The following is a 22,685-nucleotide window of genomic DNA, read 5'->3' as shown; positions in this document are numbered from 1 at the left end:
TCCGGCCCTGCCGCGACCAAGGCCCGGGACCCGGGCCGTGGACGGCGGCGGCCGGGACAGATCAGGAGCGCTCAGCCCTGCCCCAGCTTCGGCGAGGGGCGCGGCGCTGCCAGAGGCGTCTCCGACAGGCGGATGGGCGTGCGGATGCCGGGCACCCCGCCCGCCTCCACCTTCATGCCGCGCGCGATCACCTGCGGGTTCTCGAACACCTGATCGACCGAGTTGATCGGCCCGGCGGGCACGGTGGCCTTCTCCAGGGCCGCCAGCAGCTCGGCCCGGTCCCAGCGCGCCAACGCCGCGACCAGCGCCGGGCGGAGCAGCTCGCGATGCGCCACCCGCGCCTCGTTGGTGGCGAAGCGCGCGTCCTCGGCCAGCGTCAGCCCCAGCACGTCGCAGAGCCGGGCGAACTGCCCGTCGTTGCCCACGGCCAGGATCAGATCGCCCGAGCCGGTCGGCAGCACCTCGTAGGGCGCGATATTGGGATGCGCATTTCCGAGCCGGTGCGGCGCATTGCCCGTCGCCAAATAGTTCATCCCCTGGTTGGCCAGCACCCCCACGGCGCAGTCGAGCAGCGCCATGTCGACGAGCTGCCCCTGCCCGGTGCGCGCGCGCGCCGCCAGCGCCGCCTGAATGCCGATCACCGAATAGAGCCCGGTGAAGATGTCGGCAAAGGCAACGCCCACCTTCTGCGGCTCGCCCTCGGGGCTGCCGGTCAGGTCCATCCAGCCCGCCATGCCCTGAATGAGAAAGTCATAGCCCGCCCGCTCGGCATAGGGGCCGTCCTGCCCGAAGCCGGTGATCGAGCAATAGACCAGCCGCGGGTTCACCTCGCGCAGGCTCTCGTAGTCGAGACCGTATTTGCGCAGCCCGCCGAGCTTGAAGTTCTCGATGACCACATCGGCCTCGGCCACCAGCTCGCGCACTTTCGCCTGCCCCTCGGCGGTACGGAAGTCTGCGACCACCGAGCGCTTGCCGCGGTTGGTGGCGTGAAAGTAGGCGGCCGAGCGGTCGCCGTCGCGCTCGATGAAGGGTGGGCCCCAGCGGCGGGTGTCATCGCCCTCGGGCGCCTCGACCTTGATCACCTCGGCGCCTAGATCGGCCAGCACCTGCCCGGCCCAGGGCCCGGCGAGGATGCGCGCGAGCTCGATCACGCGCACCCCGTGCATCGGGGGCAACTGGGGTGGCAGTTGCATCAGAAGAACGCCTGGATGCCGGTCTGAGCGCGACCCAGAATCAGCGCGTGCACGTCATGGGTGCCCTCGTAGGTGTTCACCGTCTCGAGGTTGGCCGCATGGCGCATCACGCCGTATTCGATCTGGATGCCGTTGCCGCCGTGCATGTCGCGGGCCATGCGGGCGATATCCAGCGCCTTGCCGCAGTTGTTGCGCTTGATCAGCGAGACCATCTCGGGCGCGGCCCGGCCCTCGTCCATCAGCCGCCCCGTGCGCAGGCAGGCCTGCAGGCCAAGTGCGATCTCGGTCTGCATGTCGGCGAGCTTCTTCTGGAAGAGCTGCGTGCCCGCCAGCGGCTTGCCGAACTGCTTGCGGTCGAGGCCATAATTGCGCGCCTGATGCCAGCAGAACTCTGCGGCGCCCATGACGCCCCAGGCAATGCCGTAGCGCGCGCGGTTGAGACAGCCGAACGGCCCCTTCAGACCCTCGACATTGGGCAGCAGCGCATCCTCGCCGACCTCGACGTCCTCCATGACGATCTCGCCGGTGATGCTGGCGCGCAGGCTCAGCTTGCCGCCGATCTTCGGCGCGCTCAGCCCCTTCATGCCCTTCTCCAGAACGAAGCCGCGGATCTTGCCGCCATGCGCCTCGGACTTGGCCCAGACCACGAAGACATCTGCGATCGGCGCGTTCGAGATCCACATCTTCGAGCCCTTCAGCACATAGCCGCCCTCGGTCTTCACCGCGCGCGTCTTCATGCCCGCCGGGTCCGAGCCCGCGTCCGGCTCGGTCAGGCCGAAGCAGCCGATCCACTCGCCGCTGGCGAGCTTCGGCAGGTATTTCATGCGCTGCTCTTCCGAGCCGTAGGCGTAGATCGGGTACATGACGAGCGAGGATTGCACCGACATCATCGAGCGGTAGCCGCTGTCCACCCGCTCCACCTCGCGCGCGACGAGGCCGTAAGCCACGTAGCCCGCGCCGATGCCGCCGTAAGCCTCGGGGATGGTCGAGCCGAGCAGGCCCAGTTCGCCCATCTCGCGGAAGATCTCGGGGTCGGTCTGCTCTTCTAGGTAAGCGTGTTCGACACGCGGCAGCAGCTTTTCCTGCGCAAAGGCGTGCGCGGTGTCGCTGATCATCCGCTCTTCCTCGGTGAGCTGCTCGCGGAACAGGAACGGGTCCTCCCAGTTGAACGAGGCAAGCGCGGGCTGTTCCTTCGGCTTGAGATGGGACAGGTCGGTCATGGGGAGGCTCCTCCGGAAAATCGCCTTGGCGAGATCATGCGTTTGGCGCGCAGACTAGCGCCGCCGCGCCCCTCTGGAAAACGATTTGATTTGCTCAAGTCATGACGAAAACTCATAGTCTGCGTATCCAAGGAGGCCCTGATGCGCAAACCCTACATGCCCAGCGTCGGCGAGCTTGAAGCCTTCGTCGCCTGCGCCCGGCGCGGCACGACGACCATGGCCGCCGAGAGCCTGAACCTCACCCAGAGCGCCATCTCGCGCTCGCTCGCGGCGCTTGAAGACCGGCTTGGCGTCGCCCTCTTCCTGCGGGTCCGGCAACGGCTGGTGCTGTCCCCGGCGGGACAGGCGTTTCTGCTGCAGGCCGAGAAGGTCCTGGGCGAGCTGAACTCCGCCGCCATGGGGGTCATGGCGTTCGGCGGGCAGTCCACCGTGCTGCGCCTCGCCGTGCTGCCGAGCTTTGCCCGCACCTGGCTGATCCCGCGCCTTCCGAGCTTTGCCCGCGCCGCCCCAGGCATCACCCTCGATCTCACCGCGCGGCTGCAGCCGGTGGAGTTCGCCCGCGACCCCTTCGATCTGGCGCTTATGCGCAGCCAGCATGAAACGCCCGGCACGCAGGCCCAGACCGTCGCCCGCGAAGAGATGGTGATCGTCGCCGCCCCCGCCCTGCTCGCCGGCCGCGCCGAGCTGACCGATGCCGAGCTGCTCGAGCTGCCGCTGCTGCAGCAATCCACTCGCCCGACGCTCTGGCTCGACTGGTTCCGCGACAGCGACACCGATGCGCGCCGCATCCTGCGCGGCGCGCGTTTCGACCATTTCGACATGATCCTCGATGCCGCGACCGCCGGGCTCGGCGTCGGCATCGTGCCCGAGATCATCGCCCGCCCGGCGCTCGCCAGCGGCCACCTCGCCCTCGCCGCCCAGCGCCGCTTCGACACCGGCGAGAGCTACGCGTTGATCCTGCCCGAACGCAGCGCGGGCAGCCCCGAGCTCGACACCTTCCGCGACTGGATTCTGCACGAAATCTCCGCCGGAGCGGCCGCGACACACGCCTGACCAGAAACACCCGCTTGAGCTGCCCGATTATTCAGCACAGGCTTGCCCAAGGGGCCCCGGAGCCCCCGCACACCTTTGCAAGAGTCCGAACTTTCTTCTTCAGTACCGCAGACCCCCGGAAGGACACCATGGCCGAAGAGCTCACCCGCAACGCAGGCACCGATGATGCCTTCACGCTTGTCCTGAACGCGCAGGCCGTGCCCGGCTCGCAATGGACCGAAGGCCAGAATGCCATCCTCAGCGATGCGGGCTTCGCAACCGCCGCCACGACCATCCGCGCCTGGCCGGGCTACGCCGAAACCCCGCTCGCCGCCCTGCCGGCGCTGGCGGCGGAGATCGGTGTCGCGGCGCTGCACTACAAGGACGAGAGCACCCGCTTCGGCCTCGGCAGCTTCAAGGCGCTCGGCGGCGCCTACGCCGTGGCGAGGCTGCTGCAGAAGGAGCTTTCGGCGCGCCTCGCCCGAAACGTAAGCATGGAGGAGATCACCTCCCGCGCCCTGCCCGAAGCGGCGCAGATCACCATCTGCTGCGCCACCGACGGCAACCACGGCCGCTCGGTCGCCTGGGGCGCGCAGAGCTTCGGATGCGCCTGCGTGATCTTCATCCACGCCACCGTCTCCGAGGGCCGCAAGTCCGCCATCGAGGCCTTCGGCGCCGAGGTCCGCCGCACCCCGGGCAACTACGACGACTCGGTGCGCGAGGCGCAGGAGATGGCCAGCGAGAACGGCTGGTTCGTGGTCTCCGACACCTCCTATCCCGGCTACATGGACGTGCCGCGCGACGTGATGCAGGGCTACGAGATCATGGCCGCCGAAGCGCTCGACGCCCTGCCCGAGCCGCCCACCCACATCTTCCTGCAGACCGGCGTCGGCGGCATGGCCGCGGCGGTCACCGCACAAGCCGTCCGGCGCTATGGCGCGGACCGCCCGAAGATCGTGCTCTGCGATCCCGACCAGGCGGCCTGCTTCCTTGCCTCCTACCGCACCGGCGACCGCACCGCGGTGCATGGCGATCTCGATACGCTGATGGCGGGACTTGCCTGCGGCGAGGTCTCGGCCCTCGCCTGGGAGATCCTGCAGGACCATGGCGACGCGGTGATCGCGCTGACCGACGCCGCCGCCATCGCCGCCATGCGCCGCCTCGCTTACCCCGAGGGTGGAGACCCTGCGCTTGTCGCGGGCGAATCTGCCGTCGCCGGCATTGCCGGGCTGCGCCTCGTCATGGCCGACCCGGAGGCGCGCGCGCTGCTCGGTCTCGACGCCACCTCCCGCATTCTCACCTTCGGCACCGAGGGAGACACCGACCCCGAGCTCTACGAGCAGCTCATCGGCGCCCCGGCCTCCCGCATTCGCGCCTAGAAAGGATTGCTCCCATGAGCCGCAAGTTCACCGTCGCCGCCGCCCAGCTCGGCCCCATCGCCAAGGACGAGCCGCGCAGCTCCGCCGTCGCCCGCCTCTGCGCGATGATGAGAGACGCCAAGGCCCACGGCGCCAGCCTCGTGGTCTTTCCCGAACTTGCGCTCACCACCTTCTTCCCGCGCTGGTTCATCGAGGCGGGCCCCGAGCTCGACCAGTGGTTCGAGACCGAGATGCCGAACGCGGCCACCGCGCCGCTCTTCGCGCTCGCCAAGGAACTGCAGATCGGATTTCACCTCGGCTACGCCGAGCTGACCCCGGACGGGCATCACTTCAACACAGCGATCCTCGTCGGGCCGGACGGCGAGATTGCCGGCAAGTACCGCAAGATCCACCTCCCCGGTCACTGGGAGAACGAGGAATGGCGCCCCTTCCAGCACCTCGAGAAGCGCTACTTCGAGAAGGGCGACCTGGGCTGGCCGGTGTTCGAGATGCTCGGCGGCAAGCTCGGTATGTGCATCTGCAACGACCGCCGCTGGCCCGAGACCTGGCGCGTGCTGGGCCTCGGCGGCGCCGAGCTGGTCTGCCTCGGCTACAACACCCCGATCCATTTCGCCCCGGCGCCCGAGCACGACCACCTGCAGTACTTCCACAACGAGCTGTCGGTGATGGCGGGCTGTTACCAGAACGGCACCTGGGGCGTGGCCGTGGCCAAGGCGGGGCTCGAGGAAGGCTCGGTGCTGATCGGCGGCAGCCTCATCGTCGCCCCCACCGGCGAGATCGTCGCCAGGGCCACCACCTCCGGCGACGAGGTGATCACCGCCGAGGTCGACCTCGACCGTTGCGCGGAGATCCGCGCCAATGTCTTCAACTTCGAGGAACACCGCGAGCCGCAGGACTACCTGCCGATCACCGCCCCCAAGGCCAAGCGCCGCGCGGCGGAATAACCTCGCTCCCGAAGAGCCTCTTTGAAAAGAGAAGAAGCGGAGGACGCGCTGCCCTCCGCATCTTCGTCTAGATCGAAATATCCCGGGGGAGGCGCGCGCAGCGCGGTGGGGGCAAGGCGCCCTCTCCCCGCCCCTGCTCCGCCGCGCCTCAGAAGCCGTAGAAGAACCCGGCGTTGTTCGCGAGGATGATGCGGATCGCGTAGAGGCCGATCAGCGCCACCAGCGGCGCGAGGTCGAGCCCGCCCATCGGCGGCAGGACCCGGCGGATCGCCGAGTAGACCGGCTCGAGCAGGCGGTTCAACCCGTCCCAGATCTGGGCGACCAGCGGCTGGCGCAGGTTCAGCACCTGGAAGTTGATCAGCCAGCTCATGATCACATGCGCGATGATGATGAACCAGATCACGTCGAGGATCAGCATCAGGATCTGGAACAGAGATTGCATGCGGGTGTGCCCTTTGTCAGTAAAACCGACCCAAGACCTAGGCAGCCTCGGGGCAAAGCTCAAGAGTGCCGCGAGGTCGCGGTTGACGTTGGCGTCACCCTGCGACCCCTTTGCCCCGAAAGGAGCGCCCATGTACCCGTTTCTGCGCCTCGCCAAAGAACTCTTTCTCATCCGCAACGCCGCGCCGCTCGCCACTGGCGAGGTCAGCGTCACCCGTCACATCTGCTGGCCCTGGGATCTCGACATGTTCGCCGAGCTCAACAATGGCCGGGTGCTGACGCTCTACGACCTCGGGCGCATGCCGATGGCGAAACGCAGCGGGCTTCTGGCGATGCTGAAGCGCGAGCGCTGGGGCTTTGCCATCGCCGGCGCCATGGTGCGCTACCGCCAGCGGATCAAGCTGTTCGACCGGATCGAGATGCGCAGTCGGGTGATCGGCTGGGACCACCGCTTCCTCTACATCGAGCAGAGCATGTGGAAAACGGACGGGGCGTGCGCCAGCCACGCGGTCTACCGCGCCGCGGTCACCTCGAACGCGGGGATGATCGCCCCCGAGCGGGTGATGCAGATCCTCGGCAGCGACGAGACCTCTCCGGCCCTGCCCGGCTGGGTGGCGCGCTGGATCGAGACCGAGGCCGAGCGCCCCTGGCCGCCAATGCAGGAGCCCGTGCTCGCGCCCCTGCATCGGGCCCCCGGGATCGCCCCTGAAATCACCCATGAACTCCCCCCTGAAGTCACCCCGGACCTGGCCGAGGAAAGCGCGGCCTAAATTCCCGCGCAGCCCGGCCTCGGCCTTGCCTTGGCCACGGCGCCCCTGTTCTATCGGCCAGCAGGCAACCTCGGGGTGGGACGGGCAATGACAACGGGCAGGGCGGCGGGCGCGACAGAGGGCACGGCGGCGGGCAAGACGCTGCGCAGGCGCATCTGGGGCTGGTTCTTCTTCGACTGGGCCAGCCAGCCCTACAACACGCTGCTGATCACCTTCATCTTCGCGCCCTACGTGAAGGAGCTGATGGGCGACGGCAGCGCGGCGCAGGCGGCCTGGGGTTTCGGCATCGGCGCGGCGGGGATCGTCATCGCGCTGCTCGCCCCGGTGCTCGGCGCCCTGGCCGACAGCGGCGGCCACCGGCTGCGCTGGATCTGGCTGTTCTCGGCGCTCTACGTGGTGGGTGCAGGCATGCTCTGGTTCGCCGCCCCGGGAGATTTCAACCTCACCACCACGCTGGTCTTCTTCGCGCTGGGTCTGGTCGGCATGGAGTTCGCCACGATCTTCACCAATGCCATGCTGCCGGATCTCGGCCCGCGCGAGCAGATTGGCCGGATCTCGGGCAATGGCTGGGCCTTCGGCTACCTCGGCGGGCTGATCGCGCTGGCGCTGATGCTGGCGCTCTTCGCCGAGAGCGCGGCGACCGGCAAGACCTTCCTCGGCCTCGACCCGGTGCTCGGCCTCGATGCAGCGCAGCGCGAGGGCACCCGTGCCGTGGGCCCGCTCACCGCGCTGTGGTACGCGGTCTTCATGATCCCCTTCTTCCTGTGGGTGAAGGAGCCCCCCGCGAGCCGGCCCGCGACAGGCGCCGTGCGCCGCGGCCTCGCACAGCTCAAGGACACGCTCGCGCGGCTGCCACGCCGCCCCTCGCTCTTTGCCTATCTCGCCTCGTCGATGTTCTACCGCGACGCGCTGAACGGCATGTATGCCTTCGGCGGGATCTATGCCGCCGGGGTGCTGGGCTGGTCGGTGGTCGACACCGGGGTGTTCGGCATCCTCGCCATCATCTCCGGTGCGCTGTTTGCCTGGCTCGGCGGCCATGCCGACACGCGGTTCGGCCCGAAACCGGTGATCGCGGCGATGATCCTACTGCTGACGCTGGTGGCCGTGGCGATCGTGCTGGTCGACCGCTCCAGCGTCTTCGGCCTGCCGGTACCAGAGGGCTCCAATCTGCCCGACCTGGCCTTCTACCTCTTCGGCGTGCTGATTGGCGCCGCCGGCGGGGTGCTGCAGTCGGCCTCGCGCAGCATGATGGTGCGCCAGGCCGATCCGGCGCGGATGACCGAGGCCTTCGGGCTCTTCGCGCTCTCGGGCAAGGCGACCTCCTTCCTCGCGCCGCTGCTGATCGGCACCGTCACCGCGCTGAGCGGATCGCAGCGAATTGGGGTGACGCCGCTCATCGTCCTTTTCGTGGTGGGGCTTGCTCTGTTACGCTGGGTGAAACCAGACGGAGATCGAGCAGAATGATCCGCACCCTGACCCGCCTCACCCTAGCTCCAACGCTTGCGCTGACGCTCGCCCTGGCGCTCGCGTCCTGCAGCGATGACCGACCCGCGCCCCGGGCGACCAGCACCGACCAGTTGCCCAAGGTCACCGGCGTGATCTCCACCAAGAGCGCGAAGCAGCTCTTCGGAGCGCAGAGCGTGTCGGCAGAGCTGACGCCCGCCGCCTTCGGCTCCTATTCCAAGGGCTGCGTCGCCGGCGCCCGGCAACTGCCCGAGACCGGGCCGACCTGGCAGGCCATGCGGCTGTCGCGCAACCGCAACTGGGGCCACCCCGAGCTGGTCGACTTCCTGCAGGACCTGTCGCGCAAGGCCGCGCAACTCCCGGGCTGGAACGGTCTCTACGTCGGCGACATGAGCCAGCCGCGCGGCGGGCCGATGACCTCGGGCCACGCCAGCCACCAGATGGGGCTCGACGCCGACATCTGGATGCGCCCCACGGACAATCTGAATCTCACGCGCCAGCAGCGCGAAGACCTCTCGTCGATTTCCATGCAGCGCACCTCGGGTGCCTACGTCAACGGCAATTGGACGCCGCAGCACCACGCCCTGCTGAAGGCCGCGGCGCAGGATCCGCGGGTGGCGCGGATCTTCGTCTTCCCCGGTGCCAAGGTGCAGATGTGCAAGGACGAGACCGGCGACCGGGCGTGGCTGCGCAAGATCCGCCCCTGGTGGGGACACCACTACCACTTCCACGTGCGCCTGAACTGCCCGCGCGGCGATGCGAGCTGCGTCAACCAGGCGCCACCGCCCGCGGGCGACGGCTGCGCCGACGCCCAGGCCTGGGTGAACAATATCCTCAACCCGCCACCGCCCGATCCCAACGCCCCGGCGCCCAAGCCCAAGCGTGACCTCGTGATGGGAGACCTCCCGGCCCAATGCGCTTCCGTCCTCGCCGCGCGCTGAGCGCCGCGCTGGCCAGCCTGATGGCGGTCTCGGCCTGCGCCGAGACCCCGCAGGGCAGCGCCGGCACGCAGTACATCGGCAGCTTCACCTGGGATCACTGGCACGACCGCTTCGGCGGATTCTCGGGGCTCGAGGTCAGCGACGACGGGATGCAGTTCACCGCGATCAGCGACCGCGGCAGCATCGTCATGGGCAGGTTCGAGCGCGAGGGCGAGAGTGAAGGCACCGGCACCGAACCGGGCGGGCGGATCACCGGCCTCTCGGCGACGCCGGTGGAAAAGCTGCTCGGCGAGACCGGCACCCGCATGCACCCCGACATCGACGACGCCGAGGGGCTGGCGATCGGGGCGGACGGGCGCATCTACGTCTCCTTCGAGGGGCCACCGCGCATTCACGCCTCGGAGCGCTACGACCTGCCCGCCACGGTGCTGCCCAAGGGGCCGTTCTACCCGCATCTGCAGATGAACTCGGGCATGGAGGCGCTGGCCATCGACGCGCAGGGCCGGCTGCTGGTTCTGCCCGAGCGCTCGGGCCAGCTCACCCGCCCCTTCCCGGTCTGGCGACTGGACGGCGATACCTGGAGCCACGCCTTCGACCTGCCGCGCCGCGGCGGCTTCCTCGCCGTGGGCGCCGACATCGGCCCCGACGGGCGCTTCTACCTGCTGGAGCGCGAGTTCACCGGCTACGCCTTCCGCAGCCGGGTCCGGCGCTTCGACATTGCCGGCGACGAGGTCCGCCACGAGCAGACGCTCTTCGAAAGCGCCCCGCTCGAGCATGACAATCTCGAGGGGCTCGCGGTCTGGAGCCCGGCGCCGGGGCACATCCGACTGACGATGATCTCGGACGACAACTTCAAGTTCTTCCAGAAGACTCAAGTCGTCGAGTACGAGGTGACCGAAGACACGCGCACGGCGGAATCGCTTGATCCGCAGGCCCCCAGCCGCTAAGGACGCGCCCGTCCGCCCGTCAGGTGGGCCGAGTTCCCCGCCACCTTGTAAAACGGGTCACCCTCATGACACGCTCCTACCTTCCCGGCATCCTTGCCATGGCCGCCACCGTGCTGGCCTCGAACATCCTCGTACAGATCCTCTTCGGCCAATGGCTGACCTGGGGTGCCTTCACCTATCCCATCGCCTTTCTCGTCACCGACCTGATGAACCGCCTCTACGGCGTAAGGGCCGCGCGCAAGGTGGTGCTGGCCGGCTTCGTCACCGGGGTGATCTGCTCGCTCATCGGCACGCAGGTCATGCTGCAGGGCGACGGTTACAGCTACCCCGCCGTGACGCTGCGCGTCGCCATCGGTTCGGGCGCCGCCTTCCTCGCGGCGCAGCTCATGGACGTGACGATCTTCGACAAGCTGCGGGGCGGCGCCTGGTGGCGCGCGCCGCTGGCCTCTACCCTGGTCGGCAGCTCGCTCGACACGGCGATCTTCTTCACCGTGGCCTTCGCGGGCGCGCTGAGCTTCCTCGAGCCGGGCAACGACGTGTCCTGGGCCAACGAGGCGCTGCCCCTGCTGGGCGCGGGCCCGGTGGTGCCGCTCTGGGTCTCGCTGGGGCTCGCTGACTGGATGGTGAAGCTGTCGCTGGCGATCCTTGCCCTCGTGCCTTTCCGGATGATCGTTTCGAAGGCACTTGCGAGTCGTTCCCTCGCGTGAGCTGTTAAAAATGCTTTGCGGAGTCCACATTCCGTGGCACGCTGAACTTGCGTTTTTCAAACAGCTGAAAGGAGGTGATCCAGTGTCTAGAGTCACATTGGAGAAAGGTGTCGGAACAGTTCGGAGGGCAGTACGCTAGGGCAACCCCTGGCGTGAAGGAACCCGAATTGGCGCGACCTAACCGGCCCGCCTCCTTGACGTCTCGAATGGGTCACGCGACAGGCCGCGTGACCCATTTCCCTTTAAGGACGACCTTTCGGAACGTCCGTTCAGAAACGGCCTGCGCCCCTCCGGCGCGGGCCGTTTGGCATTTCGGGAGGGGCGACGACAGCGCACCGTTGCAGCCGACCAGCACGGCAACCGGCTTGCGCCGCTCCCGCGCCGCGCTAATGTCCGCCCCATGCTGCGCATCACCGACACCATAAGCATCGAGGACTGGGAACTCACCGAGCAGTTCATCCGCTCCTCCGGCCCCGGCGGGCAGAACGTCAACAAGGTCTCCACCGCCGTCGAGCTGCGCTTCGAGGCCGAACGCTCGCCGAACCTGCCGGGCCCGGTCAAGGCGCGGCTCAAGCGCCTCGCAGGGCGACGCTGGACCAAGGACGGCGCGCTGATCCTGCAGGTCGAGGACACCCGCAGCCAGGCCCGCAACCGCGAGATCGCCCGCGAGCGCCTCGCCGAGCTGATCCGCAAGGCGCTGGAAAAGCCGCGCCGCCGCATCCCCACCAAGCCGACGCTCGGCTCGAAGAACCGCCGGATCAAGGCCAAGAAGGAACGCGGCGAGGTCAAGGCCATGCGCGGCAAGGTCGATCCGGACTGAGACCGGGCAAGGGGGCGCTGCCCCCTCTTCGCTGCACGAATTCACCCCCGGGATATTTGCGCCTAGGCGAAAGCGCGAACAACCCCCGGCTTCTTCTCTTTCCAAATACGCAAACCCGCCGCCCGCCGGGCCGAACCGCGCGTCCGAGGCGCGCTCCGGGTCTTGTTCACCGAATCTTAGTGTGAGAGTCTGCGTTGTAGAGCAGAGACACATAATCAGGCCCCAGCCCATGCCACGCGACATTGCGCCCGCCGAGGCGCTGCTGAAGGATATTTTCGGCTATGACGCCTTCCGTCCGGGACAGGGCGAAATCGTTGACGCCGTGGCGGCGGGGCACAATGTTCTGGCCATCATGCCCACCGGCGGCGGCAAGTCGCTGTGCTACCAGCTGCCGGCGCTGCTGCGTGGCGGGCTGACGGTGGTGATCTCGCCGCTGATCGCGCTGATGCGCGACCAAGTGCGCGGGCTGCGCGAGGCCGGCGTGGCCGCCGGCGCGCTGACCTCCGGCAACACCCAGGACGAGACCGACGCCGTCTGGCAGGGGCTCGAGGACGGCTCGCTGCGGCTGCTGTACCTCGCCCCGGAACGGCTCGCCTCGACCGGCACGCAGCGCATGCTGGCGCAGGCCGGGGTCGGGCTCATCGCCGTGGACGAGGCGCACTGCGTCAGCCAGTGGGGGCACGACTTCCGCCCCGACTACCTGCGTATCGGCGAGCTGCGGCGCGCCCTGAACGTGCCGATCGCCGCCTTCACCGCCACCGCCGACCAGGAAACCCAGGCCGAGATCGTCACGAGGCTCTTCGACGGCCAGCAGCCCGAGACCTTCCTGCGCGGCTTCGACCGGCCCAATATCCACCTCGCCTTCGCGCCCAAGGACAGCCCGCGCGCGCAGATCCTGCGCTTCGCCGCCGCGCGCCGGGGCCGGTCGGGGATCGTCTACTGCGGCACCCGCGCCAAGACCGAGGCGCTCGCCAAGGCGCTCGGCGACGAGGGCCACCCGACCTGCTTCTACCACGGTGGCATGGAGGCCGAGGCCCGCCGCGCCGTCGAGGAGCGCTTCGCCACCGAGGACGGGCTGATCGTCTGCGCCACCGTCGCCTTCGGCATGGGGGTCGACAAGCCCGACATCCGCTGGGTCGCCCATGCCGACCTGCCGAAGAGCATCGAGGCCTATTACCAGGAGATCGGCCGCGCCGGGCGCGACGGCGCGCCCGCCGAGACGCTCACCCTGTACGGTGCCGACGACATCCGCCTGCGCCGCGCCCAGATCGACGAAGGCATGGCGCCGCCCGAGCGCCGCGCCGCCGACCACGGCAGGCTGAACGCGCTCTTGGGGCTGGCCGAGGCGCTGGGATGCCGCCGCCAGACCCTGCTGCGCTACTTCGGCGAGGCGGCGGAGCCCTGCGGCAACTGCGATCTCTGCGACAGCCCCCCCGAGGTCTTCGACGGCACCGAGGCGGTGCGCAAGGCGCTCTCGGCGGCGCTGCGCACCGGCGAGAATTTCGGCGCCGGGCACCTGATCGACATCTTGCTGGGCAACGAGACCGACAAGGTGCGCCAGCGCGGCCACGATGGCTTGCCGACCTTCGGCGTCGGCCGCGACCTCAAGAAGGGGCAATGGCAGGCGGTCTTCCGGCAGATGATGGGGCGCGACCTGGTGCGCCCCGATCCCGAGCGCCACGGCGCGCTGGTGATGACCGAGGCCGCGCGCCCGATCCTGCGCGGCGAGGAAAGCATCGAGCTGCGCCGCGACGTGATCGACAAGGCCGCGCAGCGCCGCCCGCAGGTCAAGACGCTGGTCAGCGAAGAGGATGCGCCGCTGATGTCGGCGCTCAAGGCCAAGCGCCGCGCGCTGGCCGAGGCCGCCTCGCTGCCGGCCTACATGATCTTTCCCGATCGCACGTTGATCGAGATGGCCGAGCGCCGCCCCGAGAGCCTCGACCAGATGGGCGCGATCTCGGGTGTCGGCGCCAAGAAGCTGGAACGCTACGGCGCCGAGTTCCTCTCGGTGATCACCGGCGGCGCCCCCGAAGAGACGCATCCGCTGCGCATGCGCGCCGCGGCGCGCGGCACCGGCGATCTCTACGACCGGCTGATGAGCGCCCAGGCCGAGCTGATCCGCGGCGAGGACGGCACCGAGAAGCCGCTCTCCTGCTCCGCCTCGCTGCTCGCCAAGATTGCCGGCCTGCGCGATCCCGCGCCCGAGGATCTGGAGCGGATTCTAGGGGAGCGACGTTTTGTCCGCTTCGGCCCGGCCTTTATGGACCTTCTCGCCGAAGCTGGTTAGAACGATTCCAAGTTCTGGATCTGTTCAAGGAGTGACCGCGCATGCTCGTGGTGATTTCGCCCGCGAAGAAACTGGATTGGGCCCCCCGTGAGACCGAGATGACGACGCCGGATTTCGGCGAGGACGCGCTGCGCCTGGTTGAGACCGCGCGCGACCTCACACCCGGTGACCTGAAGAAGCTGATGCACCTGTCAGACAAGCTCGCCGAGCTCAACCACGCGCGCTTCCGCGACTATGCCGAAGAGCCCGAGGTCGAGGCGCTGCGGCCCGCCGCGCTGGCCTTTGCCGGCGACACCTACCAGGGGCTCGACGCCACCTCTCTCGACCCCGAGGAGATGGACTACGCACAGGATCACCTGCGCATCCTCTCGGGTCTCTACGGCGTGCTGCGCCCGCGCGATGCAATCCAGCCCTACCGGCTGGAGATGGGCTCGCGCCTGAAGACCGAGCGCGGCAAATCGCTCTACGACTACTGGGGTGCGCAGCTTTCGGGCGCGCTGAACGCGCAGGGCGAGGCGACGGGGTCCGACGTTCTGGTGAACTGCGCCAGCCAGGAGTATTTCGGCGCGGTCGATCCCGAGGCGCTGAAGCTGCGGGTGATCACCCCGCAGTTTCTCGAGGACAAGGACGGTGCCCCCAAGGTGGTCAGCTTCTACGCCAAGCGCGCCCGCGGCGCGATGGCGCGCTTCATCGTCACCCGCCGCATCACCGACCCCGAGGCGCTGCGCGACTTCGACCTCGGCGGCTATGCCTATGACGAGGAACGCTCGACCGAGGACCAGCCGGTCTTCGTCCGCCCCTACTCCAACGCCGCCTGATCCGCCGGCGGCTCCGGCTGTGAGCCCGGCGCGGCCCCCGAGGCCGCACCCGGCATCCCCCAGCGGTCGATCAGCCGCGCCAGTTCGGCCTTGCGCAGGGGCTTGGTGAGGTAATCGTCGAGCCCCGCCGCGAGCAGCGCCTCGCGGTCGCCGCTCATCGCATGGGCGGTGACCGCGATGATCGGCACCCGCGGCCCCGCGCCCTCCAAAGCGCGGATGCGCTGCGTCGCCTCCTTGCCGTCCATCCCCGGCATCGAGATATCCATGAACACGATATCCGGGCGCCGTGCCTCGAATTCGCCCACCGCCTCGGCGCCGTCGCAGGCGAAGCGCAGCGCGAGATCCCGGCCCAGGGCCTCGGCCATCTTGCGGAACACCAGCTGATTGGTGCGGTTGTCCTCGGCCAGCAGCACGTCGAGCCTGGGCCGGGCGGGCGCCTCCGCCTCGGTCTCGCCCGCCTCGGGCACAGGCTGCCCCCCGGCCAGCGGCAACGGCAGGTGCAGCCCGAAGCGCGCGCCCCTGCCCAGTTCCGAAGAGACACGGAGCGCGCCGCCCATCATCTCCACCAGCCGCCGGGTGATGGCGAGCCCGAGCCCGGTGCCCTCGAAGGCGCGGTTGCGCGCGTCCTCCACCTGGTTGAATTCGCCGAAGATGTGCTCGATCTTGTCCGGCGCGATGCCGATGCCGGTATCCTCGACCTCGATCTCGAGCTGCGCCATGCCCGCCTCGACCTGCCCGGCCACCGAGATCGCCACATGCCCCTCGGCGGTGAACTTCACCGCGTTGCCCGCGAGGTTGGTGAGGATCTGCCGGAGCCGCCCGGCGTCGCCGACGAGCTCCCGCGGCAGATCCGCCGGGTAATCCACCCGCAGCGCCACGCCCTTCTCCTGCGCCGCAGGCAGCAGCAGCCGCGCCACTTCGTCGATGGTGCGGCCGAGATCGAAGGGCTCGGCCGCGAGCGCCATGCGCCCGGCCTCGATCTTCGAGTAGTCGAGGATGTCGTTGATGATCAGCAGCAGCGCCTCGCCCGAGCTGCGGATGGTCTCGGCATAGAGCCGCTGCTCCTCGCCGAGCGGACCCTCCATCAGCAGCTCGGCCATGCCCACGACGCCGTTCATCGGCGTGCGGATCTCATGGCTCATATTGGCGAGGAAGGTGGATTTCGCGTGGCTGGCGATCTCCGCCCGCTGCCGCGCCTCCTCCAGCTCATGCTGGATGCGCTTGGCCTCGGTGATGTCGATGCGCAGCCCGACGCGCCCGCCATCCGTCAGGGGCCGCTCGTAGACCCGCAGCCAGCGGCCGTCGCCGAGCTGCTGCTCGAGCGCCCGCTCGGCGCCGCGGTGCGCCGCCAGCCGCTCCTCGAGCCAGGCCTCCTCGCGCCCCTGCGCCTCGCGATACTGCCCCTGCTCGAGCCCGTAACGCAGGATGTCCTCGAAGCTGGCGCCGGGAAAGATCGCCGGCGCGCTGGCGGCGTAGATCGCGCGGTAGGTCTCGTTGCACATCAGCAGCCGGTCCTCGGCGTCGTAGAGCACGAAGCCGTCGGGCAGTTGCTCGAGCGCCGACCACATGCGCATCAGCTCGGTGATGTCGAAGCTGAGGGTTACCACGCCGCCGTCGGGCAGGTGCCGGTCTTGCAGCTGCAGGAACTGGCCGGTGTAGATGCGGATGGTCTCGGTGGGAATGGGGTCGGCCTGCCAGCGGGCGGCCATGCGGGCGCGCCAGTCATCGTCATGTTCGCCCTGCAGATCGACGATCCCCTCCTCGACCATCATGTCGAGCACATGCGCATAGCCCGCGCCGGGGCGGATCGTGTCGAGCCCGTCGAAGAGCGCCAGCCAGGCGGGATTGGCCATCTCCATCCGGCGCTCGGCATTGAACGAGGCCAACCCGTCGCGCATGCAGGCCAGCGCGGTCCAGAGCTGCCCCTCGACCAGTTCGATCTTCTGGTGCGCCGCGCCGAGCTGGGTCTTCACCCGCTGGTTCTCGTCGCGCACCGTGGCGACCTCGGCCCGAGTCTCGGTGATCTCGTGGCTGAGCTGGCGCGCATGGGAGTTGAGCTTGCGATTGGCGGCAAAAAGCTCCGCCTGCTTAAGTTCCAGCAGGCGCTCCGCCGCGAGGCGCGCGCGCCGTTCCTCGGCCAGCCGTGCCGCGATCTCCATGCCTCACATCCCCTGCGCCGCTGCCAGCATGGGCGCGGCAGGGTGAAGATCGCCTTAAGAAAACCGATGCAAAACGCCCGCTTGCCTTTACGCATGGGCAGGGGCACCATGGTACAGCCGACTTTGGGAGGAGTTGGACATGCCCCATTTCACCCCGGTTTCCACCGGTCGATGCAGCCCCCGGAGCAGCCCCAGGAGCGGCGCCCCCCGATGAGCGAAACGCTGGCAACGATCCACTGGCGCGCGCTTGACCGCGACGGCGAGGACAAGTGCCGGCTTGCCCGGCACGAGGACGGCTTCATGCTGGTCGGCCATGCGCGCTTTCGCGACGGCACCGGCTGGGCGGCGCTCGACTACGTGGTGCGCTGCGGTCCGGACTGGCTGACCCGCAGCGCCGATATCACCGGCACCAGCGGCGGCGAGGAGGTGCGCACGCGTCTCACCCGGAAGAACGGCGCCTGGCTGCTCAACGGCTCGGTGCAGCCCGATCTCGCGGCCTGCACAGACGTGGATTTCGCCTTCACCCCGGCCACCAACCTGATGCCGCTGCGCCGCCTGCCCGAGGTCGGACGGCTCGATGTCTGCGCCGCCTGGCTGCGCCTGCCCGGGCCGCGGCTCGACCCGCTCGACCAGCGCTACACCCGCGAGCGCGGCGGGCTGATCGGCTACGAGGCCGCGCAGACCGGGCACAACGCGCAGATCACCGTCGACCCGCAGGGCTTCCCGACGCTCTACCCGGGCCTGTGGAAGCGCGTCGAGGACTGAGCGTCCTCCGCACCACAGGCGCGTCGCGCCCTTCTTCTCTTTGAAAATACGCCGGGGAGCGCGAGGGGCAGCGCCCCTCGCTTCTTCTCACGACAATTCCCAGCGCGCCTGCGCGGCGCCGCGCGCTCAGACCCGCTCGATGGCCAGCGCGATGCCCTGTCCGCCACCGATGCACATGGTGATCAGGGCCTTTTTCCCGCCGATGCGCTCCAGTTCGTAGAGCGCCTTGACCGTCAGGATCGCGCCGGTGGCACCGATCGGATGGCCGAGCGCGATGGCGCCGCCGTTGGGGTTCACCTTCGCCGGGTCGAGCCCCAGACCCTTGTTCACCGCCAGCGCCTGCGCCGCAAAGGCCTCGTTGCTCTCGATCACGTCGAAATCGCCCAGCGACAGGCCGGTCCGCGCCAGCAGGTTCTCCACCGCCGGGACCGGGCCGATGCCCATGACCTCGGGCCGCACCCCGGCGTGGGCATAGCCCAGCACGCGGGCCTTTGGGGTCAGTCCCGAGGCCGCCGCCGCCTCGCCGCGTGCCAGCACCAACGCCGCCGCGCCGTCGTTCAGCCCCGAGGCATTGCCCGCCGTCACCGAGCCCTCGCGGTCGAAGGCCGGGCGCAGCCCGGCGAGCTTCTCCAGCGAGGTCGCCTTGGGGTGCTCGTCGGTGTCGAAGACCACGGTGTCGCGGCGCGAGGCGATCTCCACCGGCACGATTTGCTCCTTGAAGCGACCGGCCTCGATGGCTTTCGCGGCGCGCTGCTGGCTCTCCAGCGCAAAGGCGTCCTGCGCCTCGCGCGGGATGTCGTGTTCCTTGGCGACGTTCTCGGCGGTGATCCCCATGTGGCCGGTGCCGAAGGGGCAGCTCAGCGCGCCGAGCATCATGTCGACGGTGCGGATGTCGCCCATCTTCTGGCCCCAGCGCTGGTCGGGGATGATGTAGGGCGCGCGGCTCATGCTCTCGGTGCCGCCGACCAGCGCGAAGTTGGCGTCGCCCAGCATGAGCGCCTGCACGCCCGAGACGATGGCCTGCGCGCCGGAGCCGCAGAGCCGGTTCACGTTCATCGCCGGGGTGGTCTCGGGAATGCCCGCCTGCATCGCCGCGACCCGGCTGAGGTACATGTCGCGCGGCTCGGTGTTGAGCACGTGGCCAAAGACCACCTGACCGATTTGCCCGCCCTCGACGCCGGCACGCTCCAGCGCCGCCTTGGCGGCCACGGTGCCGAGCTCGATCGGCGGCACGGATTTCAGCGCCCCGCCAAAGGTGCCGATGGCGGTGCGCGCCCCGCCGAGGATGACGATGTCGTCAGAAAATTCGAAGGACATGACGGCTCTCCCTTTCCGCTGCGTCTGCAAGTCGCGCGGACCATGCCGCAGCGCGGCACGGCTGTCAGCCGGGACGTTCCGTCACCCCGTCCGGCCCCGGATCTGCGCGGGGGTCCGCCGGCGCCTCGCCCAGCATCCGCACCTCGCGCTGCGGAAAGGGGATCGAGATGCCGTTTTCCTTGAAGGCGTCCCAGAGCGCGAGGAACACGTTGCCGCGGATATTGGTCAGCCCCTGCGAGGGGTCGATGATCCAGAACCGCAGGATGTAATCGACCGAGCTGTCGCCGAAACCGGTGATATGGCACACCGGCGGGCGGCTGCTCAGCACCCGCTTCACGCTCTGCGCCGCGTCGATCGCCACCTTGCGCACCAGGTGCGGATCGTCGCCGTAGGCGGTGCCGAAATGGATGTCGACCCGGACCAGCTCGTTGGAGTGCGACCAGTTGACCACCTGCCCGGTGATCATGTCCTCGTTGGGGATGAGGTATTCCTTGCCGTCGCGCGTGGTGATCGACACGTAGCGCGCGCCCAGCGCGTTGATCCAGCCGAAGGTCTCGCCGATGGAGATCACGTCGCCCGGCTTGATCGACTTGTCGAGCAGGATGATGATGCCCGACACGAGGTTCGACACCACCTTCTGCAGGCCGAAACCGAGGCCGACGCCGATCGCGCCCGAGAGCACCGCGAGCCCGGTCAGGTCCACCCCCGCCAGCTTCAGCGCAAAGAAGAAGGCCGCGCCGTAGAGCGCCACCTGCAGGAATTTCACCGCCAGAACCTGCATCGAGGGGCTGATCCCCTCGTTGCGCCGGATGCTCGCAGCGCCCGCGGTGGTCAGGAAACGCGCCACCGCCACCAGCGCGATCAGGATCACCATCGCCTGCAGGATCAGCCAGAGCGAAAGCTTGGACTCGCCGAAGCTGACCGCCGCGCTTTCCAACAGCGCCTGCGCCTCGTCGGTGAGCCCGAGGATCCAGATGGTCACGTAGCCCCAGGCGCCGTAGCGCACCAGCGAGCGCAGCGCCGGGTTGCCGATCAGCCGGGTGATCAGCGCAATCACCAGCCAGGCGCTCGACAGTTGGGCAATGATTTCCAGAAGATAGGTGCGGGACGGCCAGGTGACCTGGTGCATGAAGCCGATCACGTGCCAGATCAGCGTCACGAAGATGATCATCCGCAGCCGCCTATGCAGCACCACCAGGATGCGCATCTGCCACTTCGGCCATCCCTCGCGGGCGCGCATCCATTCGTAAAGCAGGGGGCCCAACCAGGCCCGCAGAAGATGCGCCGCGGCAAACAGTCCTATCGCGATGACCAGCTGGTAGAACATCCACGGGCGCAGCACGATCGCGAGGAACGTGTCGATCTGGCCCAGAAGCGTCACGCCGGTCTGTTGCAGCGCCTCGAAGGGCGTCGGATCGGTTTGCGGCAGGTCGGTTTCCGGGTTCATGCGCTCGCGAGGCTCCTCAGGCCATCAGCGTGGCATCCCTGCCGTTTTCGCTCAAGGCCTTGTCCGTCAGGGCCTTGAGCGGCCGGTCGCCGGCTCAGCGTTTCGGCAGGTTCAGGGTGATCTCCTGCGCCTCGGCCTGCGGAAGGCTGAGCAGCAGCCCCCAGAGCAGCGTGGCGATCAGGATCAGGTGCATGGCGTTCATCAGGGTCATGGCGTCTCGTCTCCTCCCGTTCAGGACGGTCCGCTCAGGGCGGTAACAAAACTACGTCCGGCAGCACGAAAAGTTCCGATCCTTCCACCTCGGCGACCAGGATCGCGCGCGACGGGTTGATCGGCGCGCGCCAAAGGAGTATCCCCGCCGCATGACTCGGCTTCTTGACCTCGGTGACCGCGCGCGTCTGCGCGAAAGGTTCCACGGCGCGAACTTCACGGTTCTGGCGCGCCTATAAGGCTGTCTTAAGCCCGCCCCGGCGCGGGGGCTTCCGACCTGCGCCAAGCCCAAGCCAAATTCCAAGACATATACCCCGAGAGGACCCCCATGTCCGGCAAGACGCTCTACGACAAGATCTGGGATGCCCACGTCGTCCAGCAGGACGCAGATGGCACCTGCCTGCTCTACATCGACCGCCACCTCGTGCACGAGGTCACCTCGCCGCAGGCCTTCGAGGGCCTGCGCATGACCGGCCGCTCCGTACGCGCGCCGCAGCGCACCATCGCCGTGCCCGACCACAACGTGCCCACCACGCTCGACCGCGAAGGCGGCATCGAGAACGAGGAGAGCCGCATCCAGGTCGAGGCGCTCGACAAGAACGCCCGCGAGTTCGGCGTGAATTACTACCCGGTCAGCGACGTGCGCCAAGGCATCGTGCACATCGTCGGGCCCGAGCAGGGCTGGACCCTTCCGGGCATGACCGTGGTCTGCGGCGATTCGCACACCGCCACCCACGGCGCCTTCGGCGCGCTGGCGCATGGCATCGGCACCTCCGAGGTCGAGCACGTGCTCGCCACCCAGACGCTGATCCAGTCCAAGTCGAAGAACATGAAGGTCGAGATCACCGGCCAGCTCGCGCCGGGCGTCACCGCCAAGGACATCACCCTCTCGGTGATCGGCCACACCGGCACCGGCGGCGGCACCGGCTACGTCATCGAGTATTGCGGCGAGGCGATCCGCTCGCTGTCGATGGAAGGCCGGATGACCGTCTGTAACATGGCCATCGAGGGCGGCGCCCGCGCCGGCCTGATCGCGCCGGACGAGACCACCTTCGACTACGTGAAGGGCCGCCCGCATGCGCCGAAGGGCGCGCAGTTCGAGGCCGCGCTCGCCTGGTGGAAGACGCTCTACTCCGATGACGACGCACATTGGGACAAGGTCGTCACCATCAAGGGCGAAGACATCGCCCCCGTCGTCACCTGGGGCACCTCGCCCGAGGACGTGCTGGCGATCACCGACGTGGTGCCCGCGCCCGAGAGCTTCACCGGCGGCAAGGTCGAGGCGGCCAAGCGCGCGCTGTCGTACATGGGTCTCGAGGCCGGCCAGAAGCTGACCGACATCAAGATCGACACGGTGTTCATCGGCTCCTGCACCAACGGCCGGATCGAGGACCTGCGCGCCGCGGCCGAGATCCTCAAGGGCAAGAAGATCAAGGACGGCATGCGCGCGATGGTCGTGCCGGGCTCGGGCCTCGTCCGCGCCCAGGCCGAGGAAGAGGGCCTTGCGCAGATCTTCATCGACGCGGGCTTCGAGTGGCGGCTTGCCGGCTGCTCCATGTGCCTTGCGATGAACCCCGACCAGCTCGCCCCGGGCGAGCGCTGCGCGGCCACCTCGAACCGCAACTTCGAGGGCCGTCAGGGCAAGGGCGGGCGCACCCACCTGATGTCCCCGGCCATGGCGGCGGCGGCGGCGGTCACCGGCCACCTCACCGACGTGCGCGACCTCATGGCCGCGCCGGCCGAGGCGTAAGCGATCCCGGGGTCCCGGCAGGGACCCCTTCCCCTATTCCGGCGGATCCGGCCGGCCCCCTGCGTCATCGGCGC

Annotated in this window: 20 protein-coding genes; 13 read left to right on the top strand and 7 right to left on the bottom strand. The window is 68.8% G+C overall.

Annotated features, from left to right (window positions below):
- Positions 1 to 71: 71 nt before the first annotated feature.
- The gene (locus LC039_RS14715; protein WP_226625686.1) at positions 72 to 1,193 is read right to left on the bottom strand and encodes a CaiB/BaiF CoA transferase family protein; all 1,122 of its coding nucleotides are present in this window, start codon (positions 1,191 to 1,193) and stop codon (positions 72 to 74) included.
- Entirely contained in the window at positions 1,193 to 2,413 is a 1,221-nt protein-coding gene (locus tag LC039_RS14710; protein WP_226625683.1) for an acyl-CoA dehydrogenase, read from the bottom strand. Before LC039_RS14710 ends, LC039_RS14715 begins: the two co-directional genes overlap by 1 nt.
- A gap of 141 nt (positions 2,414 to 2,554) precedes the next feature.
- On the opposite strand from LC039_RS14710, the gene LC039_RS14705 reads away from it, so the two are divergent.
- The 3 genes from LC039_RS14705 (at position 2,555) to LC039_RS14695 (ending at position 5,768) form a co-directional block, all read left to right on the top strand.
- Entirely contained in the window at positions 2,555 to 3,466 is a 912-nt protein-coding gene (locus LC039_RS14705; protein WP_226625680.1) for a LysR substrate-binding domain-containing protein, read from the top strand.
- Between the two features lie 128 nt (positions 3,467 to 3,594).
- Entirely contained in the window at positions 3,595 to 4,824 is a 1,230-nt protein-coding gene (locus tag LC039_RS14700) for a diaminopropionate ammonia-lyase (protein ID WP_226625678.1), read from the top strand.
- Between the two features lie 14 nt (positions 4,825 to 4,838).
- Positions 4,839 to 5,768 carry an N-carbamoyl-D-amino-acid hydrolase gene (locus tag LC039_RS14695; RefSeq protein WP_226625675.1) on the top strand — a complete coding sequence of 310 codons (930 nt, stop codon included), beginning with the start codon at positions 4,839 to 4,841 and terminating at the stop codon, positions 5,766 to 5,768.
- Between the two features lie 148 nt (positions 5,769 to 5,916).
- On the opposite strand, the gene LC039_RS14690 is transcribed toward LC039_RS14695, so the two are convergent.
- Complete coding sequence (locus tag LC039_RS14690) at positions 5,917 to 6,210, bottom strand: YggT family protein (RefSeq protein ID WP_226625672.1); 294 nt, start codon at positions 6,208 to 6,210, stop codon at positions 5,917 to 5,919.
- A gap of 130 nt (positions 6,211 to 6,340) precedes the next feature.
- On the opposite strand from LC039_RS14690, the gene LC039_RS14685 reads away from it, so the two are divergent.
- From LC039_RS14685 to yaaA, 8 genes are all read left to right on the top strand, one after another.
- Entirely contained in the window at positions 6,341 to 6,979 is a 639-nt protein-coding gene (locus LC039_RS14685; RefSeq protein WP_226625670.1) for an acyl-CoA thioesterase, read from the top strand.
- An 87-nt stretch (positions 6,980 to 7,066) separates the two neighbouring features.
- Complete coding sequence (locus LC039_RS14680; RefSeq protein WP_226625668.1) at positions 7,067 to 8,443, top strand: MFS transporter; 1,377 nt, start codon at positions 7,067 to 7,069, stop codon at positions 8,441 to 8,443.
- Positions 8,440 to 9,384 carry a penicillin-insensitive murein endopeptidase gene (gene mepA / locus LC039_RS14675; protein ID WP_226625666.1) on the top strand — a complete coding sequence of 315 codons (945 nt, stop codon included), beginning with the start codon at positions 8,440 to 8,442 and terminating at the stop codon, positions 9,382 to 9,384. Before LC039_RS14680 ends, mepA begins: the two co-directional genes overlap by 4 nt.
- On the top strand, positions 9,357 to 10,331 hold the full coding sequence (locus LC039_RS14670) for an esterase-like activity of phytase family protein (RefSeq protein WP_226625655.1): 975 nt from the start codon (positions 9,357 to 9,359) through the stop codon (positions 10,329 to 10,331). Before mepA ends, LC039_RS14670 begins: the two co-directional genes overlap by 28 nt.
- A 65-nt stretch (positions 10,332 to 10,396) precedes the next feature.
- Positions 10,397 to 11,038 carry a queuosine precursor transporter gene (locus LC039_RS14665; RefSeq protein WP_226625653.1) on the top strand — a complete coding sequence of 214 codons (642 nt, stop codon included), beginning with the start codon at positions 10,397 to 10,399 and terminating at the stop codon, positions 11,036 to 11,038.
- 400 nt (positions 11,039 to 11,438) lie between these two features.
- Positions 11,439 to 11,858, top strand: a complete 420-nt coding sequence (arfB, locus tag LC039_RS14660; RefSeq protein WP_226625652.1) for an alternative ribosome rescue aminoacyl-tRNA hydrolase ArfB — start codon at positions 11,439 to 11,441, stop codon at positions 11,856 to 11,858.
- A 229-nt stretch (positions 11,859 to 12,087) separates the two neighbouring features.
- Positions 12,088 to 14,145 carry a DNA helicase RecQ gene (gene recQ, locus LC039_RS14655; RefSeq protein WP_226625650.1) on the top strand — a complete coding sequence of 686 codons (2,058 nt, stop codon included), beginning with the start codon at positions 12,088 to 12,090 and terminating at the stop codon, positions 14,143 to 14,145.
- Between the two features lie 41 nt (positions 14,146 to 14,186).
- Positions 14,187 to 14,963 carry a peroxide stress protein YaaA gene (yaaA, locus tag LC039_RS14650; protein ID WP_226625649.1) on the top strand — a complete coding sequence of 259 codons (777 nt, stop codon included), beginning with the start codon at positions 14,187 to 14,189 and terminating at the stop codon, positions 14,961 to 14,963.
- Here the strand turns inward: yaaA and LC039_RS14645 are convergent.
- Positions 14,945 to 17,122 (bottom strand): PAS-domain containing protein, encoded by a 2,178-nt coding sequence (locus LC039_RS14645; RefSeq protein ID WP_226625647.1) that lies wholly within the window; start codon positions 17,120 to 17,122, stop codon positions 14,945 to 14,947. The two genes, yaaA and LC039_RS14645, sit on opposite strands and share 19 nt — an antisense overlap.
- A 210-nt stretch (positions 17,123 to 17,332) precedes the next feature.
- Between LC039_RS14645 and LC039_RS14640 the strand changes: the two genes are divergently transcribed.
- On the top strand, positions 17,333 to 17,887 hold the full coding sequence (locus tag LC039_RS14640) for a putative glycolipid-binding domain-containing protein (protein ID WP_226625634.1): 555 nt from the start codon (positions 17,333 to 17,335) through the stop codon (positions 17,885 to 17,887).
- A gap of 126 nt (positions 17,888 to 18,013) precedes the next feature.
- Here the strand turns inward: LC039_RS14640 and LC039_RS14635 are convergent, their stop codons facing one another.
- From LC039_RS14635 to LC039_RS14625, 3 genes are all read right to left on the bottom strand, one after another.
- The gene (locus LC039_RS14635; RefSeq protein WP_226625627.1) at positions 18,014 to 19,204 is read right to left on the bottom strand and encodes an acetyl-CoA C-acyltransferase family protein; all 1,191 of its coding nucleotides are present in this window, start codon (positions 19,202 to 19,204) and stop codon (positions 18,014 to 18,016) included.
- 64 nt (positions 19,205 to 19,268) lie between these two features.
- The gene (locus tag LC039_RS14630) at positions 19,269 to 20,651 is read right to left on the bottom strand and encodes a mechanosensitive ion channel family protein (protein ID WP_226625625.1); all 1,383 of its coding nucleotides are present in this window, start codon (positions 20,649 to 20,651) and stop codon (positions 19,269 to 19,271) included.
- A 245-nt stretch (positions 20,652 to 20,896) separates the two neighbouring features.
- Positions 20,897 to 21,067: a hypothetical protein gene (locus tag LC039_RS14625; RefSeq protein WP_226625611.1), complete on the bottom strand. Its 171-nt coding sequence runs from the start codon at positions 21,065 to 21,067 to the stop codon at positions 20,897 to 20,899.
- A gap of 122 nt (positions 21,068 to 21,189) precedes the next feature.
- Between LC039_RS14625 and leuC the strand changes: the two genes are divergently transcribed.
- Positions 21,190 to 22,611 carry a 3-isopropylmalate dehydratase large subunit gene (leuC, locus tag LC039_RS14620; RefSeq protein WP_226625608.1) on the top strand — a complete coding sequence of 474 codons (1,422 nt, stop codon included), beginning with the start codon at positions 21,190 to 21,192 and terminating at the stop codon, positions 22,609 to 22,611.
- Positions 22,612 to 22,685 lie beyond the last annotated feature (74 nt).

The organism is Alloyangia pacifica (genome assembly GCF_020524285.1).
In the GTDB taxonomy this organism is placed as follows: Bacteria; Pseudomonadota; Alphaproteobacteria; order Rhodobacterales; family Rhodobacteraceae; genus Salipiger; species Salipiger pacificus_B.
This window is presented reverse-complemented; position numbering and strand designations above follow the sequence as displayed.

Coding starts and splice junctions, on each gene's coding strand:
- LC039_RS14715 (WP_226625686.1), bottom strand. CDS start 1,193: ATGCAACTGCCACCCCAGTTGCCCCCGATGCACGGGGTGCGCGTGATC.
- LC039_RS14710 (WP_226625683.1), bottom strand. CDS start 2,413: ATGACCGACCTGTCCCATCTCAAGCCGAAGGAACAGCCCGCGCTTGCC.
- LC039_RS14705 (WP_226625680.1), top strand. CDS start 2,555: ATGCGCAAACCCTACATGCCCAGCGTCGGCGAGCTTGAAGCCTTCGTC.
- LC039_RS14700 (WP_226625678.1), top strand. CDS start 3,595: ATGGCCGAAGAGCTCACCCGCAACGCAGGCACCGATGATGCCTTCACG.
- LC039_RS14695 (WP_226625675.1), top strand. CDS start 4,839: ATGAGCCGCAAGTTCACCGTCGCCGCCGCCCAGCTCGGCCCCATCGCC.
- LC039_RS14690 (WP_226625672.1), bottom strand. CDS start 6,210: ATGCAATCTCTGTTCCAGATCCTGATGCTGATCCTCGACGTGATCTGG.
- LC039_RS14685 (WP_226625670.1), top strand. CDS start 6,341: ATGTACCCGTTTCTGCGCCTCGCCAAAGAACTCTTTCTCATCCGCAAC.
- LC039_RS14680 (WP_226625668.1), top strand. CDS start 7,067: ATGACAACGGGCAGGGCGGCGGGCGCGACAGAGGGCACGGCGGCGGGC.
- mepA (WP_226625666.1), top strand. CDS start 8,440: ATGATCCGCACCCTGACCCGCCTCACCCTAGCTCCAACGCTTGCGCTG.
- LC039_RS14670 (WP_226625655.1), top strand. CDS start 9,357: ATGCGCTTCCGTCCTCGCCGCGCGCTGAGCGCCGCGCTGGCCAGCCTG.
- LC039_RS14665 (WP_226625653.1), top strand. CDS start 10,397: ATGACACGCTCCTACCTTCCCGGCATCCTTGCCATGGCCGCCACCGTG.
- arfB (WP_226625652.1), top strand. CDS start 11,439: ATGCTGCGCATCACCGACACCATAAGCATCGAGGACTGGGAACTCACC.
- recQ (WP_226625650.1), top strand. CDS start 12,088: ATGCCACGCGACATTGCGCCCGCCGAGGCGCTGCTGAAGGATATTTTC.
- yaaA (WP_226625649.1), top strand. CDS start 14,187: ATGCTCGTGGTGATTTCGCCCGCGAAGAAACTGGATTGGGCCCCCCGT.
- LC039_RS14645 (WP_226625647.1), bottom strand. CDS start 17,122: ATGGAGATCGCGGCACGGCTGGCCGAGGAACGGCGCGCGCGCCTCGCG.
- LC039_RS14640 (WP_226625634.1), top strand. CDS start 17,333: ATGAGCGAAACGCTGGCAACGATCCACTGGCGCGCGCTTGACCGCGAC.
- LC039_RS14635 (WP_226625627.1), bottom strand. CDS start 19,204: ATGTCCTTCGAATTTTCTGACGACATCGTCATCCTCGGCGGGGCGCGC.
- LC039_RS14630 (WP_226625625.1), bottom strand. CDS start 20,651: ATGAACCCGGAAACCGACCTGCCGCAAACCGATCCGACGCCCTTCGAG.
- leuC (WP_226625608.1), top strand. CDS start 21,190: ATGTCCGGCAAGACGCTCTACGACAAGATCTGGGATGCCCACGTCGTC.